At 46.4% G+C, this 18,238-nt stretch carries 15 protein-coding genes; 4 read left to right on the forward strand and 11 right to left on the reverse strand.

Going from position 1 to position 18,238, the window contains the following annotated elements; translation table 11 throughout:
- Positions 1-21 precede the first annotated feature (21 nt).
- The 6 genes from F3I09_RS02240 to trpS all read right to left on the reverse strand — a co-directional run bounded on the left by F3I09_RS02240 (position 22) and on the right by trpS (position 10,011).
- The gene (locus F3I09_RS02240; RefSeq protein ID WP_149693408.1) at positions 22-1,458 is read right to left on the reverse strand and encodes a SusD/RagB family nutrient-binding outer membrane lipoprotein; all 1,437 of its coding nucleotides are present in this window, start codon (positions 1,456-1,458) and stop codon (positions 22-24) included.
- A gap of 28 nt (positions 1,459-1,486) precedes the next feature.
- A complete protein-coding gene (locus F3I09_RS02245) occupies positions 1,487-4,678 on the reverse strand; it encodes a SusC/RagA family TonB-linked outer membrane protein (RefSeq protein WP_149693409.1) in 3,192 nt (1,063 codons plus the stop codon).
- A 456-nt stretch (positions 4,679-5,134) separates the two neighbouring features.
- Positions 5,135-7,210, reverse strand: coding sequence for a helix-hairpin-helix domain-containing protein (locus F3I09_RS02250; RefSeq protein WP_188133651.1), 2,076 nt, complete (start codon positions 7,208-7,210; stop codon positions 5,135-5,137).
- A gap of 50 nt (positions 7,211-7,260) precedes the next feature.
- The gene (locus F3I09_RS02255) at positions 7,261-8,079 is read right to left on the reverse strand and encodes a hypothetical protein (protein ID WP_149693411.1); all 819 of its coding nucleotides are present in this window, start codon (positions 8,077-8,079) and stop codon (positions 7,261-7,263) included.
- Positions 8,080-8,228: 149 nt separating this feature from the next.
- On the reverse strand, positions 8,229-8,864 hold the full coding sequence (locus tag F3I09_RS02260; protein ID WP_149693412.1) for a deoxynucleoside kinase: 636 nt from the start codon (positions 8,862-8,864) through the stop codon (positions 8,229-8,231).
- A 142-nt stretch (positions 8,865-9,006) separates the two neighbouring features.
- Positions 9,007-10,011 (reverse strand): tryptophan--tRNA ligase, encoded by a 1,005-nt coding sequence (gene trpS, locus F3I09_RS02265; protein ID WP_149693413.1) that lies wholly within the window; start codon positions 10,009-10,011, stop codon positions 9,007-9,009.
- 108 nt (positions 10,012-10,119) lie between these two features.
- On the opposite strand from trpS, the gene gatC reads away from it, so the two are divergent.
- Genes gatC through F3I09_RS02280 form a run of 3 tightly spaced genes read left to right on the forward strand, consistent with a single transcriptional unit; the run spans position 10,120 to position 11,736 of the window.
- On the forward strand, positions 10,120-10,410 hold the full coding sequence (gatC, locus tag F3I09_RS02270; protein WP_149693414.1) for an Asp-tRNA(Asn)/Glu-tRNA(Gln) amidotransferase subunit GatC: 291 nt from the start codon (positions 10,120-10,122) through the stop codon (positions 10,408-10,410).
- Between the two features lie 25 nt (positions 10,411-10,435).
- On the forward strand, positions 10,436-11,161 hold the full coding sequence (locus F3I09_RS02275) for an ABC transporter ATP-binding protein (protein ID WP_149693415.1): 726 nt from the start codon (positions 10,436-10,438) through the stop codon (positions 11,159-11,161).
- Positions 11,162-11,172: 11 nt separating this feature from the next.
- Entirely contained in the window at positions 11,173-11,736 is a 564-nt protein-coding gene (locus F3I09_RS02280) for a cob(I)yrinic acid a,c-diamide adenosyltransferase (protein WP_149693416.1), read from the forward strand.
- A 67-nt stretch (positions 11,737-11,803) separates the two neighbouring features.
- Here the strand turns inward: F3I09_RS02280 and F3I09_RS02285 are convergent, their stop codons facing one another.
- Positions 11,804-12,466, reverse strand: coding sequence for an ABC transporter ATP-binding protein (locus F3I09_RS02285; protein ID WP_149693851.1), 663 nt, complete (start codon positions 12,464-12,466; stop codon positions 11,804-11,806).
- A gap of 100 nt (positions 12,467-12,566) precedes the next feature.
- Between F3I09_RS02285 and F3I09_RS02290 the strand changes: the two genes are divergently transcribed.
- Positions 12,567-12,788 (forward strand): DUF2795 domain-containing protein, encoded by a 222-nt coding sequence (locus tag F3I09_RS02290; protein ID WP_012794455.1) that lies wholly within the window; start codon positions 12,567-12,569, stop codon positions 12,786-12,788.
- A gap of 428 nt (positions 12,789-13,216) precedes the next feature.
- On the opposite strand, the gene F3I09_RS02295 is transcribed toward F3I09_RS02290, so the two are convergent.
- The 4 genes from F3I09_RS02295 to F3I09_RS02310 form a co-directional block, all read right to left on the reverse strand.
- Positions 13,217-14,029 carry an enoyl-ACP reductase gene (locus F3I09_RS02295; protein ID WP_149693417.1) on the reverse strand — a complete coding sequence of 271 codons (813 nt, stop codon included), beginning with the start codon at positions 14,027-14,029 and terminating at the stop codon, positions 13,217-13,219.
- Positions 14,030-14,110: 81 nt separating this feature from the next.
- Positions 14,111-15,760 carry a DNA repair protein RecN gene (gene recN, locus F3I09_RS02300; protein WP_149693418.1) on the reverse strand — a complete coding sequence of 550 codons (1,650 nt, stop codon included), beginning with the start codon at positions 15,758-15,760 and terminating at the stop codon, positions 14,111-14,113.
- 88 nt (positions 15,761-15,848) lie between these two features.
- Positions 15,849-17,336 carry a tol-pal system YbgF family protein gene (locus F3I09_RS02305; RefSeq protein WP_149693419.1) on the reverse strand — a complete coding sequence of 496 codons (1,488 nt, stop codon included), beginning with the start codon at positions 17,334-17,336 and terminating at the stop codon, positions 15,849-15,851.
- A 145-nt stretch (positions 17,337-17,481) separates the two neighbouring features.
- Positions 17,482-18,234 (reverse strand): zinc ribbon domain-containing protein, encoded by a 753-nt coding sequence (locus F3I09_RS02310; protein ID WP_149693420.1) that lies wholly within the window; start codon positions 18,232-18,234, stop codon positions 17,482-17,484.
- Positions 18,235-18,238 lie beyond the last annotated feature (4 nt).

Consider the following 18,238-nt stretch of genomic DNA (forward strand, 5'->3'; position numbering starts at 1 on the left):
CTTAGTATATCCCGGAATAAATTACTTATCCCAGAATATTTTTGTTGTCACTTTATCACCATCGCCACCCAGATCTTTAGCTGCCTTATCATAGTTAGCTTTGTTCAGATTCTGTTCGGAAACTGGATAAGTGAATCGTACAGGCCATGCACTTCTGGCAGTAGGACCAGGTGTGAATACAGGGTAATCAAGTCTTCTTGCTTCTACCCATGCATCAAAACCACGATTGTAAAGCGCGATCCATTTCTGCAGACCGATTTTCTGTTTGTAAGTACCGGTAGCTGTTGCATAGGCTACAGAAGGCTGAGCCAGGTAAGTTGTTGCTTCAGTTGCAGTACCACCCCATGAAACGATAGAGTTGGTGATAGCGTTGTTGTAGTGCAGCGCGGCTACACCTGTCAGCAGGCCTCTTTCGATAGCTTCGGCACGCAGGAACTCTATTTCTGAATAATCAATAAATACGCCTGGGAGATCTTTTCTTTCCAGCTTATCGCCCGGGTGAGAGTAAGCAACATAAGAACCTTTGGTACCATATTTCAATCCTACAAACTGACCGTTAATGGTAGTGAAGAACTGGCCAATTCTTGGATCGTTCAGTGTTTTCAGCTGATCGATCATTAAAGTGGTAGCATTAAAGTCATGACGACCGCTCTGTACCAGATCTTCCCACAGCGGGTTGGTGTTTGGCGGAACTGTTGAATAAGGGAACTTTGCATATTCACCCATGGTGTTGAATGCCTTAGGCTCTGCTGCGGCAACAGCAACTGCTGCCTTGTCGGGCGCTGCGTCAACCAGGGTCATACCTAATCTGAACTTCAGGGAGTTGCCAAATTTGATCCAGCTATTGATCTCATCGCCAGCGAACAGCATATTAGCTGCACCAAAACCGTCAGCACTTGCATCAAAAGACGTCAGGGCTGCATCCAGGCGGGTAAGCAGGTCGTTGTAAATAGTCAGACCATCGTCATACACCGGGAACAGGTTTTCATCATCCAGCGCTTTGCTGTAAGGTATGTTACCAAAAGTGTTTACAGCAACTGAGGTAGCGAACACTGACATGATCTCGATCTGCGCCAGCTGGTTCTTTTTAGTAGCGGCACTGATGGATGCATCGGCTGTTACCACTTTCTTTGCTTCATTCAGGTCTTTTAATACATCTCTGTAAAGCGCGCTCCACACCCTATCAGGAATACTCCTTTTGATCAGGTTATAGTTAGACTCATCCAGGTAAGTATTTTCTGTCCACTGTTGTACGATCAGTCTATAAACGTTCAGATTCACACTTGTACTTGTCAACAGATCAGCCAGTTCTTTGGTTGCACTCGCATATAGTGCAGAACCAGCTACTGTCTCTGGTTTTTTCACATCATTGTTAAGTGAAGTGAGGTCTTTGGTGCAGGATACTGTCGAAACCATACCTGCTATTGAGAGTGATGCGTATAAGAATATCTTTTTCATTTTACTTTTTTTGAGTTTAATTCACCTACTAGAACCTGAATCTTACGTTAGCACCAAAAGTTCTTGTAGCAGGATAGCTACCACCGATATAACCCTGATAGTTACCGGAGCTGATAGCATCATCAGGATCTGCATAAGGCAGGTTCTTGTGGATGATCCAGAGGTTTCTACCGATCAGGGAGAAGTCTATGCCTTTGAAAGGCGCCATACGTTTGGTCAGAGAAGCAGGCAGTGAATAGGTCAGTGATACCTCACGCAGTTTCACATAACTTGCATCGTATACGAATGCTTTATCAGGATTAGATACGTAACCGTATGTTCCGTATTCGTTTGCGATCCTTGTAGTGTTAGGTTTACCGTCAGCAGTTACACCAGGTACAATGATACCACCGGAAGTGTTATCGTTGGTCAGAGGTGCTCTTGACTCGTTACCCAGGTCGTTTTTACCAACTGTTTCAGGCAGCACACCTGTTGCCAGGCCATAGTACATATCCAGGGAGAAGAGATCGCCGCCTTTACGTACGTCAACCAGGAAACTCAGGGATACATTTTTATATTTCAGTGTGTTGGTGATACCACCGATCCAATCAGGATTTGCGTTACCGATGATGTTGTTGGAAGTATTAGAGATCTGATAGTATCCATCCTCAACCAGCTTCTGGCCTTTTTCATTGTATACATAGTCAGTACCAATGATAGTACCATAAGGCTGACCCACAGAAGCGTTGATGGTAATGTTACCAGGGAAGCTCGCAAGCTGCAGGGTGCTGATGCCAGGTAAGGATTTCACCTTGTTACGGTTGCGGGACCAGTTCAGATTAACGTTCCAGGAGAAGTCTTTCGTTTTTACCGGAGTACCGAAAACTGACAACTCAATACCCTGGTTCTGGATATCACCAGCGTTGATCACTTTGTAGTCGAAACCAGTACCTGTAGATACCGGCAGCGGAACGATCTGGTCTACAGTGTTCAGTCTGTAGTAGGTCGCGTCAAAACCGAGGCGGTTCTGCAGGAAGGCCATTTCCAGACCTGCTTCAAAACTCTTTGTACGTTCTGATTTCAGGTTAGGATTGTATTTGGTTCCATCAACAGATGCTAAAGGAATACCGTCGATACCGGTGAGCACCTGAGAGTAGTTCTTGGTGTAATATGCGGGAGCAGAGTTACCTACCTGAGCGTAGTTCACCCTTACTTTACCATTTGACAGCCATGTAGCCTGTGGCAGCAGTTTGGAGAATACGAAACCTAAGGAAGCTGCTGGATAGTAGTAGCTGTTATTGCCCTTAGGTAAAGTAGAAGACTGATCTCTTCTCATAGAGAGATCAAGGAATAACATTTCTTTGTAACCCAGGTTAGCTGAAGCGAATATACCGTCTACTTCTTCAGTGCTGGCGATCTCGGTCGGCGCTTCCATTGGGTTTGCAGTGTTCAGCAGTGCATACAGACGAGGGATCAGCAAACCACCATTTGTTTTGGAAAGGATGGAACTGTTCTTTGTTCTTCTTACGTTACCACCGAGAATACCTTTGAAAGTCAGGTTTTCAGAGATGTTCTTATTGAAGTTCAGCATCAGGTCGTAGTTATACTCACTGAAAGTATGCTCATAACGCTGGTACTGAGACACATCGATTGAACCGACAGCGATCCTTTCTTCCTGCATTTCATTGTAAGTATCCAGAGACACACGGCCCAGTACGTTTAACCAGTCGGTCACATTGTAGTTCAGCGCGATGTTACCGAAGTTACGTGTACGATGATCGTTCTCATAGTTCTCATATCTTGTCCAGTATGGGTTATCCCAATATGCCGGAGCAAGGCTGCCAGGATACTGCTGGTTCCAGGTGATGTTCCTCATCTCCTTTTTGTAGGCAGCTTCCTGTGCTTTCACGTCAGTGTTGGTTTCCCACCACTGCCTGAAGTTAGTCATCAGGTTTTTAGAATCGTAACCAGTACCATAACGACCCTGTCCTTTGATCAGGGAAGTATTTACGGATGCACTGGCAGTCAGTTTGGAAGTCAGGTTGTAAGCAGAGCTGAAGTTGATCAGGTCTTTACCGATGCGGCTGTTAGGCATGATACCCTGGTCAACGCTCTTGGTGTATCCCAGTTTGAAGTTACCTTTGTCGCTGCTACCGTCGATCACAGCACTGTTGCTGGTACCAACCGCAGTTTTGAAGAATTTGCTAGCATCATTTGCAGCTGCCACGTAAGGCGCTTTTTTACCAAAGTTTGGAGAACCTTCATAGAAGGAATCCCAATGATACACCATCAGGTTTGGATCGAATTTAGGACCGTAAGACGCATCATCTACGGTATTCACGATCTTGTCAATAGTGCCATCGCCGTCGATATCTTCTTCAGACCAGTAGTCGCCGTAACCAGCACCATAGTCTCTCTGGTATTTCACGAAAGTGCTTTTATCTACTTTACCGATGTTAACGCCGCTGTTCACAGTAACGTTCAGACCACGGTTACCTTTTTTGGTAGTGATCATCACAACACCGTTGGCAGCACGTGAACCGTACAGCGCAGTAGCAGCCGCACCTTTCAGTACGCTCACAGAAGCGATATCATCAGGGTTGATATCCGCAGCAGCGTTACCATAGTCGTAACCGACACGGCCGGTACGCTGGTCTTTACTGTTTGTGTTTGAGTTATCCACGGGCACACCATCCACAACGAATAATGCCTGGTTGTTACCAGTCAGTGATTTGGCGCCACGCAGTACGATATTGGTAGAACCACCCAGTGTATTGTTTTTGCGGATTTCCAGACCGGATACTTTACCGGACAGGGAAGTTACCACGTTCGCATCTCTGGTCCTGTTCAGCTCTTCAGCATTTACGATCTGAGCTGAGTAAGGAAGTTCATTTTTATTTCTTTTTACGTTCAGAGCCGTTACAACAACCTCCTGGAGGTTCTGATCGTCATTCTTTAGTGATATAGTCAGGCTACCATTTCCACCCACAGCAATATCCTGAGCTACATAGCCCACACTTCTAACAATCAACACTGCATTGCTGCCATTTACACTCAGTTTGAAATTTCCATCCTGGTCAGAAGTAGTTCCCGTATTTGTCCCTTTGACTTGAATTGTAGCGAATGGTATAGGTAACCCATCTGCCCCGGTGACCTTTCCCGTAACCTGACGTTGTTGAGCATACGTCAGAGTAGCGCTCACCATAAGCACGTTGAAAAAGAGTAAGGCTCTTTTCTTCATAAACGATTTAGATTTAATTGACAATAAAAAAATAATCAGTCCCGAGGCTTGTAATAATTGGCATAGCTCAGACTATACAAAGCCCCTAACTTGCAAAAACCACTTTATATTTACTAAAAATTTTGTTGTTTAAATAACCATCCGGGGAGAAGGCGGCAAGAACCTGGATGGTTGTTTGCGGCACGGAAAAAAACTTATCCATCTTACCAACGGAAATGGAATACCGTCGAGCACAGGTTGACATTGTTGTATCTCTAGCAGTAAGACAGGAAAAAGAGATTCCGACCTCTTTCATATTACGATTTAGATTTTGGTTGAGGAGCACAATTTAGAGTTTTTTTTTCCTCCGTTCCAAGAAAAATTTAACCTTTTTTTAAGAGAGAAAAAAAATAATATATGTACACCGATATTTTACAGTCATATATCGAATAAAATTTAACATTGATTTCCTCTCTCCTAGAATGAGTATTGCAATTGGCAATTTAAATAGCCTACACTGTTACCATCTATTTCATCCCAACCATTTCCGATGCTGGTCACCCGCTCATATACCGTTTGCTGATAGCGGAGCCAGCATGTCAGGCCCTTCTTCATTTTCCAACGTATGCGGCACTGATACTGACGCCCCTCTCCCGATAATCGGGATACGGCATACTCATATAACATCCCTGACGTGATGGCATACATACTCTCTGCCTCCCCCGCTGCGAATATGGTATAACGTACATATAATTGCAGTGGCCAGCGGGTACACTGGTAAAGTAGCTCCTGGAATAAAAGGAAACCCCGCTGTTCCTGACCATTCTCCCCGCGCCGGCTCAACTCCACCCGGTTCTTTATACCAATGCCCCCTTTCGCTTCCAGTTTTACCTGCAGGCGCCAGCTTTGATGTTCAACCTGCACAGGCGGCGAAAGAAAAGATGTGTCGTTCTTTCCATCCTGCTGTTTGACAGTATAATTGTACCTCAGAAAGATCTCTGTCTGTTTGTCCGGTGTATAGGTCAGCGCTGCCAGCAGGTCCCTTCCGCCACCCGGCGCCGAGGACCGGTATTGCAGCCAGGGAAAACGGAATTGATCTGCGTAAGCGTCTATTCTCAGATGAGTGTTCACTTTGAGGCTGATGCCTGTATAAAAGCCGTTTTCATTGACAGGTTTGTAAAACTCTCCCCAGGCATCCGCATAAAGGGACTGGTAAGCCCTGTTATAATTGCGGTAAAGCAGTACCATATCTACATTAGCGGTCAGGCTGGCCAGCAGTCCACTGATCCAGGCTGTTTTACCATTACCGCTCATGGCTCCTTCACCAAAGACATGCAGGCCTTTCCAGCTGGCTTCATAGTCTACACTCCCCCCTGTCAGTGCTTTACCTTCAAACGCAAAAAGCTGATATGGAGCCGTCCCTTTCTCCACCGGCCCGGAGAACTGATGTTGTATCATATTAAGTCCGAGCTTCCAGTCCCTGCCTGTTACCGTCAGATTGCCGCCGAGCGTAAATTGTTCCAGTGTGTGGCGTTTAACCAGTTCTGTCGGGGTACGGTGATAGCCACTGTTCTCCGTGATACTGCCATCCAGCATCCTGGAGGATATGAAAGCAGTCCCCTCCCATTTTCCCTGTGCCAGGGTGAGACCTGCGCCACGGTAAAAATTGTATTCTCCCGCTGATGCATATGGTTTAAGCAGTTCTCCCTCCCGCTTCACCTGCATGACGGCTGCGCCTTTTCCGAATGCCAGGGATTGCCAGTTCAGGAGCCCTTGTCCTATATTCACTGTAAAGTCGCCCAGGGCCAGTGCCCTGATCCATTTGTATTGCTTCACAAACAAGTGTACGCTGTAGAAGTCAAAGCCCCGGCCCCGGGCTCCCCGGAAAAAAGCTTCTCCTGCGTCTTTCTCCATAACGACTCCCCAGCTTATGTACCGCGGGAAATTATACCGGTAACGCAGCAGCAATCTGTCAGGGCTGCCCAGGTAGTGTGCAGACGTGCTGTCAGTATGCCGGTAACCCCTGCTGGTTTCCAGTTGACGGCCATAGCGGAACAGCAGGGTATTGTCTCCCCTTTTCAGATAATCTTTCAGGGTATACTGCGGCTCCAGTCCATTGCCCGCCCGTACATAAGGCAGTATGCTAAGGATCAGCTGCTCATCCCAACCCGGTACGGCCTGTAATTCATAAATGCTAAGCAGCTTACCCATTTGCTGCCGGTATGCCAGGAACTGGCGGATCTGCACGGGGGACAATAGCCCCAATGATTTCAGGGCTGTTGCATCAGCTGTATTCAGATCAATTTTCCGGCGTGTATATCCCTCTAGCTGTTGCCAGTGGCCATCATCTTCAGGTATATTATCCGCGTGGGCAGCATATCCTTCCAACTGGCTCTCTGCTATTGCATTCAACCCCGGTTCCGGTTGTTGTGCACAGCTGTTTTTATATAGAAGCAGCAGAAGGAACAGTGTTGCTGCTTTAAGAGCTATATGATCATAGTTGCTGTTGTAATGTCTGATTGCGAATGGCAACATCATTGTCGCTGCCTTCATTAGCACACAATTGTGGTTGCAGTTGTGGTACCTAATTACGAATCCTGACATCATTGTCGCTGCTTTAATTGCCATACAATCGCGGTTGCCGGTGTGATGCCTAATTGTGGATGATGACTGATGGAAAACTGTATATACAGCTGCTGCAACGAAATACCAATAACCGCACTATTGAGTTGCGGATTGGTAGACATGCCCAGCTGCAGGGACAACTGCTTTATAATACGGTACTCGCACATCACTTTGATAAGTGTTACAGCATCCGTTTCCTGCGTGACAGCCGTACTTAACAAAAAAGTGGGCGTTGCTTCATATCCCAGGCCCGCACTGTATATAGCAGGTACTTTGTTTTTCCCCAGGCTTTGCGCGCTGCCCGCAGTGGGATTAAACGCATGTAATCCCATATGCAGCTGGGGCGTAAGATGCATGAGGCATCCCAACTCAAAAACAATGGTAGCATTCGTTGCATACTGTGGAATGACTTCCAATAAATAATCTGCCTGCATCCCAATACTGAACCGTTCGCCTATTGTTCTGCCATAGGACAGGCCTATGGCCTGCCGCTTGTAATCAGTGTATCCGGATTGCTGTAAATGCAATCCGAACCCGCCATGCCTGACAGGTACTGCCAGTGCGGCAGCATGTGTACTGATGGCCTTTAACAGGAAACGCCGCTCCGTGCTCACACCTGCTGTCACAACAGGTATATAGGCCAGCGCCGCCTGGTTTTGCAAGGCAGTCAGTAACTGATGAAAGTTCCGGCTGTAAGTACCGGCAAACGGCTGTTTATCGACAGACAGCCAAACAAGTTGCGCGCAAATAACCGCCGTGCACATTGTGCAGACAATGGTCGCAATGATTTTTTTCATTTGCTTAAAATGATTGTGGATTAGTTAGTTTTTCAAGGGGATGTTACGTGGTGCGGGTCAACGTGTTAACAAACAAAAATCTCCTCACATATGTGAGGAGACAATATTAGGAAATTAATCTTTATTAAAAAAAACTATAATCATAATGATCAGAACAGCCCATGTAACTGAGAGTCTATTTTCGATATGATCTCTCCCAGATCTTCTTCGCTTTCCGGAAATTTATTCTTGTCAATATCGATGATCAGCAGCGGTCCTTCCGAATATTTTTCTATCCAGTTATTATAATATTCGTTCAGTCTTTTCAGATAATCCAGGCGGATATTTTCTTCATATTCCCTTCCTCTTTTCTGGATCTGTGCTACCAGCGTAGGCACAGATGCACGCAGATAGATGAGCAGGTCCGGAGGTTTTACCATGGACTTCAGCGTTTCAAAGAAGTTGAAATAATTGTCGAAATCGCGCTTGGTCATCAGGCCCATTTCATACAGGTTGGGCGCAAAGATGTGTGCATCTTCGTAGATGGTGCGATCCTGGATCACGATCTCATTTCCGTTCTGGATGTCGAGTAACTGTTTCAAACGCCCGTGCAGGAAGTATACCTGCAGGTTGAACGACCAGCGTGGCATATCTTCATAAAAATCGTTGAGGTAGGGATTATGCTCAACATCTTCGAACTGGGGCACCCATTTGTAGTGTTTCGACAGCAGCTCAGTAAGTGTGGTTTTTCCGGCACCAATGTTTCCGGCTATAGCTATGTGTTTGATCTTGCTTTGTTTTGCCATGATAATATCAGGGGTCACTAATCATTCAATTGCGGCCAGCTGGTGGCAGCAAGTAATTAGTTGATAACCTAAAATTTACAAATTATTTGGTTATCAATTGAAAAAACTTGCTACCACTGCCATGCGGCAATATAACGAGTGATTAATAGTAGTGAATTCCAATGAGTTTCCTCGCTTGTTGCAAAGTTTGTGCCGCACTTTCCCTGGCTTTTTCTGCACCATCTTTCATGATACGGTTCAGATAAGTCGAATCGTTCTGCAAAGCGAGCGCTTTCTCTCTGATGGGAGCGATAAAGTTCACCATGTCATCTCCCAGTTGCTTTTTCATAGGCCCATACTGGAGCGTCTGATTATTGTAAGCATCACGGAAATGTTTGATCACATCCGGCGTACTTACCTGTTCCATCAGCAGGAAGAGATTATTGATAGTTTCCGGCATTGCAGCACCTGGTTCAACAGGACCGCTATCCGTCTTTGCCTTATTCAGTTTTTTACGGATCAGATCATCTGCATCAGACAGATACAGGGTAGCCATCTGGTTTTCGCTCTTACTCATTTTCCCAGTGCCATCCAGACTTGGTATTTTCACCAGATCATCTCCAAAGTTGAATGCCACCGGTTCAGGGAACAACTCACCGTAACGATTGTTGAAACGTTGTGCATAGTTACGGGCCATTTCCAGGTGTTGTTCCTGGTCTTTACCCACAGGCACTTTCACAGCACGGTGAATGAGTATATCTGCACTCATGAGCACAGGATAAGTCAGCAGACCGGCGTTCACATTGTCCGGTTGCAGGCGTACTTTATCTTTGAAGGTGGGCACCTTTTCAAGTTCCCCCTTGTAAGCCAGCATATTGAGTAACAGGTATAATTCTGCGATCTCGGGAACGTCGCTCTGTACGTACAGTGCCACCTTTTCAGGGTCCAGGCCGGACGCAATATTTTCTGCCAGCACGCGGAAAACGTTGGCGCGCAGGTCTTTAGGATCGGGATGGGTGGTTAGGGAATGCCAGTCAGCTACAAAAAAATAACAGTTAAATGTTTCCTGCATCCTGATGTAGTTGCGGATAGCGCCAAAATAATTGCCTAAGTGTAAATATCCGGTAGAGCGGATGCCGCTCACCACTATTTCTTTTGATGTAGCCATAATGGGGTGCAAAATAAGGAATTTGCCCATTATGGACTATCGACTATTTAAGGTAACTTTAACGCGGACATGTCCAAGTATTTATTATTTTTTCATTTAATTTGATTTATGGAAGTGAATGAGTTGCTGGTACAACAACTGGCAGACCTGGCAAGGCTCGAATTCAGCGAACAGGAGAAGAAAGAGATCCAGGGAGATCTCCAGCGGATGATCACCTTTGTGGAGAAACTGAATGAGCTGGACACAACTCACGTAAAACCATTATTACATCTGACGGCGGACAGAAACGTGCTGAGAGAAGATACTGTAGTCCCTTCCATAACCCGGGAAGAAGCTTTAAAGAACGCCCCCGCTGCCAACGACCAATATTTCAAAGTGCCGAAAGTTATCAAGAAATAGATCAACCTTGTAATGTTATAAATCTATGCGCCCGAATTCCGTCATCCATTTGGAACATATCCGTAAAAGCTACTTCATTGGCAAAAATGAGCTACCAGTGCTGAAAGGTATTGACCTGGACATTTTAAAAAATGAATATGTAGCGCTGATGGGCCCTTCAGGCTCCGGCAAATCCACGCTCATGAACATGCTCGGCTGCCTTGACACCCCTACCAGTGGCAGGTATATCCTGAGTGGTCATGATGTGAGCAAAATGGAAGATGATGAACTGGCAAGGGTGCGCAACAAGGAGATCGGATTCGTATTCCAGCAGTTTAACCTGATGCCGCGTCTCAGTGCGCTCGAAAACGTGGCCGTTCCGCTGATCTATGCCGGTATTTCCAAAAAGGAGCGGGAGGACAAAGCCCGGGCCATGCTGGAAAAAGTGGGCCTGGGACAGCGTTACAAGCATAAACCTAATGAACTTTCCGGAGGTCAGTGTCAGCGCGTGGCCATTGCCCGCGCCCTGGTCAATGATCCTTCCCTGATACTGGCGGATGAACCTACCGGTAACCTGGACACCAAAACCTCCATTGAAATCATGGAGATATTCGGGAAAATACATTCCTCCGGCAATACAGTGGTGCTTGTAACCCACGAAGAGGATATAGCCGCCCATGCCCGCCGCGTAGTGCGCCTGCGTGACGGCCTGATAGAATCTGACAGGAAGAATGAAGAAGCGCTCGCTGGCGCCGTAAAATCCAATCAGTAAACAACTCACTGATGTCATTTAAGATCTACACCAAAACAGGCGATCAGGGCAAAACTGCACTGATCGGAGGTACCAAAGTGCCTAAAAGTAACCTTCGCATAGATGCCTACGGTACTGTAGACGAGCTCAATTCCTATATTGGTCTGGTAAGCGACTACCTGTCTGCCTACGGCGACACGGTAACCCTGCTGCGGGAGATCCAGGACCGTCTTTTTACGATCGGCTCTTCCCTGGCATGCGATCCTGAAAAGGACACCAAAATGCGTATACCCGACCTGCAGGCGGCCGATATTACATTGCTGGAAAATAATATAGATAAGATGAATGAAGTGTTGCCGGAAATGAAGTCATTCATTATTCCCGGTGGCCATGTAGCAGTATCCACCTGTCATATCGCCCGCTGCGTATGCCGCAGGGCCGAGCGCCTCTGTGTGGGATTGCAGGAGCAGCAGCAGTTCATTGAACCGCTGGTGCTGCAATATATGAACCGGCTGAGCGATTATCTGTTTGTACTGGCCCGCTGGGCAGGGCATCAGCTTCAAGTAGCGGAGATACCCTGGAAGGCGAGGATGTGATGCCTTTGCCATGCCTTTGCCATGCCTTTGCCATGCCTTTGCCATGCCTTTAAGTTGGACTTAATAGTTACACCAGCTCTCCCACTATCCCCCCATCCTTCATTACCAATTGCCTGTCACTCATAGGAGCAAGCTCTTCGTTGTGGGTAACAATAATAAAGGTTTGCTGGAATTTATCCCGCAGTTCAATGAACAGCTGATGCAGCTCCCTGGCATTTTTGGAGTCCAGGTTGCCTGTAGGTTCATCGGCCATGACGATATCCGGCTGGTTGATCAGCGCCCTGGCAACTGCTACACGTTGCTGCTCCCCTCCTGATAACTGGTTCGGCTTGTGTTCCAGCCTGCCTGACAAGCCCAGGGTTTCCAGCAGGAAGGCTGCCCTTTCTTTTACCTGCGCTTTGCGGGTACCTGCAATATACCCCGGGATACATACGTTTTCTAAAGCAGTAAACTCCGGTAAAAGGTGGTGAAACTGAAAGATAAAACCCATATGTTTGTTCCTGAAATCAGCCAATGCGTTCCCTTTCAGAAGACCCAGGTTAACGTTATTCAGCCAGATTTCCCCGGAACTAGGGGTATCCAGCGTACCGAGTATATGCAAAAGAGTACTTTTGCCTGCACCGGAAGACCCTACGATAGTAACGATCTCTCCTTTGGATACGGATATACTTACTCCTTTCAGGACGTGTAAGTTGGAATAATTTTTGGTAAGATTGCGTGCGGTTAGCATACTCAAAGAAAAGTAATTTAACCTTTAAAATAGTAATAGTTGTTTATTTCAAATTAAATAATACTTTTGCGAAAATTCAGAAAGTAAAAATTTCGATAACATGTACTGGACCTTAGAATTAGCTTCATACCTGGAGGATGCTCCATGGCCAGCTACGAAAGACGAATTAATAGATTACGCCATCCGATCCGGTGCACCGATTGAAGTGATAGAGAATCTGCAGGAACTGGAAGACGAAGGGGAAATTTATGAGGGAATAGAAGATATTTGGTCTGATTACCCGTCGCAAGACGACTTTTTCTTCAACGAAGATGAGTATTAGACGGATTATTTTCCATTATTGTTGCCTCAGCAATTCGCCTATGCTTAAAAAGTTTAGCCGTTCCTTTTCTTAGGAGGAACGGCTTTTTTTATATCCTGATCAAAAATATTACACCTGGTCAGTAGAAAGAGCACGGAGTGAACTGAGATTGTATGCCCCCAAAAACCATTCTTCTCCTTACCTATCCGAAGCCGGATACGTTTTCGTATTATAAATAACGTAGGGTTATGACATGTATCATTTGCCGCGGGCAGAAACGGCGTGAGATAGATAATGTCAGTATCCTTGGCTACTTATCAGGCCCTGGCTAAGTAGCCGACCGCAGTCCCATACTTTAACCGCAAGCTACTTGCGATAAAATGATAAATAAAAAGCCGTGAAAAGGAGTATTCCTCTTCACGGCTTTTTATTTATGTTGTTACGACTGATTACTTTTCCATCTGCTCAATTACCTCTGCAGATACACCGGTAAATGAGAAACCACCATCATGGAACAGGTTCTGCATGGTTACCATCTTTGTCAGATCAGAGAACATTGCGATACAGTAGTCAGCACACTGTTGTGCAGTAGCGTTACCCAGCGGGCTCATTTTCTCTGCATAACCGATGAAACCATCGAAACCTTTCACACCGCCACCTGCTGTTGTTTTGGTAGGAGACTGGGAGATCGTGTTCACACGTACTTTCTTCTTGAAACCATAGTGGTAACCGAAGCTGCGTGCTACTGATTCCAGCATGGACTTGGCATCCGCCATTTCGCTATAGTCAGGGAACACTCTCTGAGCAGCGATGTAGGTCAGCGCCACTACGGAAGCCCATTCATTCAAAGCATCCAGCTGGTATGCAGTCTGCAGTACGCGGTGCAGGGACATAGCTGAGATATCGAATGTTTTGTGAGAGAAATCATAATCCAGGTCGGTGTAAGATCTGCCTTTACGCATATTGATACTCATACCCACGGAGTGCAGTATGAAATCTATTTTGCCGCCAAAATGCTCCATGGATTTAGTGAAAAGGTTTTTCAGATCATCCATATTGGTAACATCAGCGGGTATAACAGGAGCCTTACACAATTCAGCCAGTTTGTTGATCTCTCCCATACGTAATGCTATAGGAGCATTGGTCAGCACAATTTCGGCGCCTTCTTCCACACAGCGTAATGCTGTGCTCCAAGCCATAGACTTCTCGTCCAACGCACCAAATATGATACCTTTTTTTCCTTTTAATAAGTTATGAGCCATTGGGTTCAAAAATTAATTTCGGCAAAAATAGCTGTTATAGTTGAAAAAAAAAGATTAATTGAAAAGCGATCAATTGATTAGCTATTTCACCAGCTCCCTTGCATTTTCAAGTGCTGCTGCCGTTGGCTTCTCCCCGCTCAGCATCTGGGCAATTTTATTGATGCGCTCTTCCCTTGTCAGCAGCCTTACGTTGGTGGTTACTTTACCATCACGGGCATCCTTGAACACAAAGTAGTGGGCATCCGCTTTACCTGCGATCTGCGGCTGGTGAGTGATGCAAATGATCTGATGACCACGGGCCATATCTTCCATGATAAAGCTGACCTGACGGGCTGCTTCCCCGGAGATACCGGTATCAATTTCATCGAATATCAGTGTAGGCAGGGCTACTGACTGGGCCACCAGCGATTTGATACACAGCATCAGCCTGCTCAGCTCACCACCGGAAGCTACCTTCCTGATAGGCGCAAACTGTCCGCTTTTATTGGCGTCGAAGAGGAATTCAATAGTATCCTGACCGTAAGGGTTCAGTCCTCCCTGTGCAATTGAGGCTTTCAGGCGGGCATTCGGCATACCTACCTGTGCCAGCAGGACATTCACCTTTTCTTCAAAAGGCGCCGCGGCTGCCACACGTGCAGCCGTAATCGTATCTGCCTGCTGCTGCAGGACGGCCTTCAATGCTTCCAGTTCGGTTTCCAGGGCCGCCAGCTTTTCATCCAGGTTCAATGCACCTTCCACACTGCCTGTCAGCTTCTCCTGGATCTGCAACAGTTCTGCCGTGGTCTGCACACCATGCTTTTTCAGCAGTTTATAGCCCATTGACAGCCGCTCATTCACCAGTTCTATACGTGCGCCGTCAAACTGTACCTGGTCGTTCATATGGCCTATTTCTGAGGAAATATCCTGTAGTTCCACATAGGCAGATTGCAGTCTCTCCGCTACCGCCGGAGCGTCTTTATGGAAAGCAGCCAGTGCCTGTACGGAAGACTGTATCTGTTTCAGTTGCTGGAGGATAGGCTGCTCATCTTCATTCAGCTGGAAATATACACGGCTCAGCGTGTTACGGATCTCTTCCGCATGGCTTAATACTTTCAGTTCTGCATCCAGCTCTTCGATCTCGTTAGGTGCAAATGCGGCATCCGACAGTTCATCCAGCAGGAACTTATTATAGTCCAGTTCTTTATTGGCGCTGTCCCGCTGGTCTTTCAGCTGTTTCAGCTGACGCTGTACCTGGGAATAGCGCTGGAACTGCTGCTGGTACTGCTGCAACTGGGCCGGCTGGTTCACCAGTGCATCCAGTACTTCCCGCTGGAAATCGGACTTTTCCAGTTCCAGCGTATCAAACTGCTGATGCAGGTCTACCAGGTACTGACTTAACTCTGTAAGCTGGTTCAGATTAACAGGCGTATCATTGACAAACGCACGTGACTTTCCGGCAGCACTGATCTCCCGGCGGATGATCAGCTGATCTTCCATGTCCAGTTCGTACTGCTGGAAGAATGCCGCCACCTGCGATTTTTTAACTTTAAATGCACCCTCTATCACACACTTTGCTTCTTTGTCAAGCAACATTCCCGGGTCTGCACGCTCTCCCAATATTAATGACAACGCACCCAGCACGATCGACTTACCTGCACCTGTTTCCCCTGTAATGACATTCAGGTTGCCGGAGAAATCCACCTCCAGGTGATCAATGATCGCGTAATTCTTGATAGTTAGTTTCTGTAGCATAAGGAGTATTGGAAATACGAATATATCACATTGGATTATTCCGCAAATTAATACACATATTACGAACTGTATTTGCGTAGTGACAGGCTCAACCACCATTTAAACGTTGCAAGCCTGCCTTTGCCCGCTGATCGAGTGAATTTTTATAGTCATGTCCTTTCATATCCAGGCAGGTCTGATAACATTTCTGCGCTTTAGCCTTATCATTCCTTTTCTCATAGATATATCCCATCTGTAAGGAAGCCCTGGCCGCAAAGTATTCCGGCCTGTTCGATCCCGTCCGCACCGTTACCTCGTACATGATGATGGCATTATCGTCCTGGCCCATTTCATCATAGATGCGGCCCAGACGGTAGGCATATTCCAGCTTTTCTTCCATGGTTCCGAAATCAGCTGCTTTCTTCGTTTGCAACAGTTTCAGTGCATCAGAGAAATAGCCTCCGTCGCTCAGCAGACGCGCCTTCAGCAATAAAGGATTCGGCCATTTACCACTTTTGGCGTCTTTTAATGCCTGCTTATCCGCATCGGTTTCCGTATTCCCCCTGGAGAGGATCATATTACGGTATTTATTGGCGGCATCCATATTATTATGCAGGTAATAATACCAGCTAAGACGTTGCAGCCCTTCTTTGAGATAGAACTTTCCTTTAAAGCGGTCTATGAATTTCAGCAGGTAGACATTTGCATCTTCGTCTTGCCGGCACAGTTTCAATTGTCCCAACAGATAATATACGTATGGGATCTCTTCATACTGTACACTGTCATTCCGCTCTGTCAATACTTTAATACCCAGTGAGGCCTTCTGGTTATTCATTGCAATATTGGCCACCATCAGGGCGAAAAGGTAATTATTTTTAGTATCCAGCTTATATTTCTGGATAAATCCCCAGACGTCTTCCGGCTTGTTCTCTATGAATAATTTCAGGTAGCAGTAGTAATAACAGGCTTCCTCCCTGAATAACCTGGCCACTTCCGTATTACTGTCTATCACCTGTTGTACCAGTTGCATACCCTCACGGATACTTCCTTTCATTCCAAGTGTATTGGATATCCAGCGGAATCCTTCCGGGATGGTACCAAAGACGGTCTGCATGGATCCTGCCAGCATATCGTTGGGCAGGAACTGGGGGAATTTTTTCTGATTATCCTTTAACAGTATATATGCCTTACGGATATCCCAGACGGCATCCCAGCGTTCACTGAACTTCACACGGATCATCCCCCACTGGAAGCGGATCGCGGCCTGGGTGTAAAGATAATAAGGCGAGTTGGCGGGGCCTTCTTCCATACGTGCGAGCCTTTCAGCCCTGAGTGGCTTTCTCTGTACATACAATGTCGCGTCTTCATTAAAAAAGAGGGTAAAGAAATCAACATAGTTTTCCAGGAAATACGGGATGAGGTTATCCGGGTGCGTCTTTTTTTCTTCTTCCAACAGGGCTGTTCCAGCGTCAAGACGCAACTGCATAATAGCGTCATAGGCTTGCTGACAACGGATATTGAAGTCGAAGACCTTTTGCCGTGCTGTAACCGAAAACGAAATACTTAAAATTAATGCCAGCAGGAATAATGTGCGCATGAAACAAAGATATCTGATTATTAACTCCAGGCCTATCTAACCAAATTCCAAACCAAATTTTAACACTTCCTTCCGGCCTGAATGTAAAAGTCCCGGCATAGAGCCGGGACTTTGCTATACTATTTAAATAAGGTATATCGCACTATTAGATAGTCACGGTTGCTTCCAGATCATTGTCAACCAGGATACGGCCACAATGTTCGCAAACGATGATCTTCTTACGCTGACGGATCTCAGCCTGGCGTTGAGGAGGAATAGCGTTGAAACAACCACCACAGGAATCGCGGGAGATAGTTACAACAGCCAGACCGTTGCGGTAGTTGCTGCGGATCTTCTCGTAAGCAGCCAGCAAACGGGCTTCTACCTTGGTACGGGCTTCATCGCTCTGTTTGCGGAAACCTTTCTCTTCTTTCTCAGTTTCAGCGATGATCTTTTCCAGTTCACCTTTCTTGTGCTTCAGGTTAGACTCCTTGTCAGCAATCGCCTTCTTGGCACTATCCAGGTTACGGCTCTTGTCCTTTACCTCTTCGTTCGCATCTTTAATATGCTTCTCAGCCAGTTTGATCTCCAGCGACTGCATTTCGATCTCTTTGGTGATAGCTTCGAACTCACGATTATTCTTAACGTTATCCTGTTGCTTCTCGTATTTCTTCATCAGGGCCTCTGACTCTTTAATTGCCGCCTTCTTGTTGGCAATAAAGTCCTGGATGCCGCGGATCTCGTCCTCTACATGAGACAGACGGGTGTTCAACCCTTCGATCTCATCTTCCAGATCCTTTACTTCCATTGGCAACTCTCCCTTCAACACCTGGATTTCATCCAGTCTGGAGTCCATCTTCTGTAGCCTAAGTACAGACGCCAATTTTTCTTCTACGGAGTATTCTTTTACAGTAGCCATGTAT

It is taken from the genome of Chitinophaga sp. CF418 (assembly GCF_900142925.1).
In the GTDB taxonomy this organism is placed as follows: Bacteria; Bacteroidota; Bacteroidia; order Chitinophagales; family Chitinophagaceae; genus Chitinophaga.

Bases quoted from the DNA above. Each gene is read 5' to 3' on its own strand.
- F3I09_RS02275 (WP_149693415.1), top strand. From the start codon at position 10,436: ATGCGCCCGAATTCCGTCATCCATTTGGAACATATCCGTAAAAGCTAC.
- F3I09_RS02295 (WP_149693417.1), bottom strand. From the start codon at position 14,029: ATGGCTCATAACTTATTAAAAGGAAAAAAAGGTATCATATTTGGTGCG.
- F3I09_RS02310 (WP_149693420.1), bottom strand. From the start codon at position 18,234: ATGGCTACTGTAAAAGAATACTCCGTAGAAGAAAAATTGGCGTCTGTA.
- F3I09_RS02240 (WP_149693408.1), bottom strand. From the start codon at position 1,458: ATGAAAAAGATATTCTTATACGCATCACTCTCAATAGCAGGTATGGTT.
- F3I09_RS02245 (WP_149693409.1), bottom strand. From the start codon at position 4,678: ATGAAGAAAAGAGCCTTACTCTTTTTCAACGTGCTTATGGTGAGCGCT.
- F3I09_RS02305 (WP_149693419.1), bottom strand. From the start codon at position 17,336: ATGCGCACATTATTCCTGCTGGCATTAATTTTAAGTATTTCGTTTTCG.
- F3I09_RS02255 (WP_149693411.1), bottom strand. From the start codon at position 8,079: ATGAAAAAAATCATTGCGACCATTGTCTGCACAATGTGCACGGCGGTT.
- recN (WP_149693418.1), bottom strand. From the start codon at position 15,760: ATGCTACAGAAACTAACTATCAAGAATTACGCGATCATTGATCACCTG.
- F3I09_RS02285 (WP_149693851.1), bottom strand. From the start codon at position 12,466: ATGCTAACCGCACGCAATCTTACCAAAAATTATTCCAACTTACACGTC.
- F3I09_RS02260 (WP_149693412.1), bottom strand. From the start codon at position 8,864: ATGGCAAAACAAAGCAAGATCAAACACATAGCTATAGCCGGAAACATT.
- trpS (WP_149693413.1), bottom strand. From the start codon at position 10,011: ATGGCTACATCAAAAGAAATAGTGGTGAGCGGCATCCGCTCTACCGGA.
- F3I09_RS02250 (WP_188133651.1), bottom strand. From the start codon at position 7,210: ATGAAGGCAGCGACAATGATGTTGCCATTCGCAATCAGACATTACAAC.
- F3I09_RS02290 (WP_012794455.1), top strand. From the start codon at position 12,567: ATGTACTGGACCTTAGAATTAGCTTCATACCTGGAGGATGCTCCATGG.
- gatC (WP_149693414.1), top strand. From the start codon at position 10,120: ATGGAAGTGAATGAGTTGCTGGTACAACAACTGGCAGACCTGGCAAGG.
- F3I09_RS02280 (WP_149693416.1), top strand. From the start codon at position 11,173: ATGTCATTTAAGATCTACACCAAAACAGGCGATCAGGGCAAAACTGCA.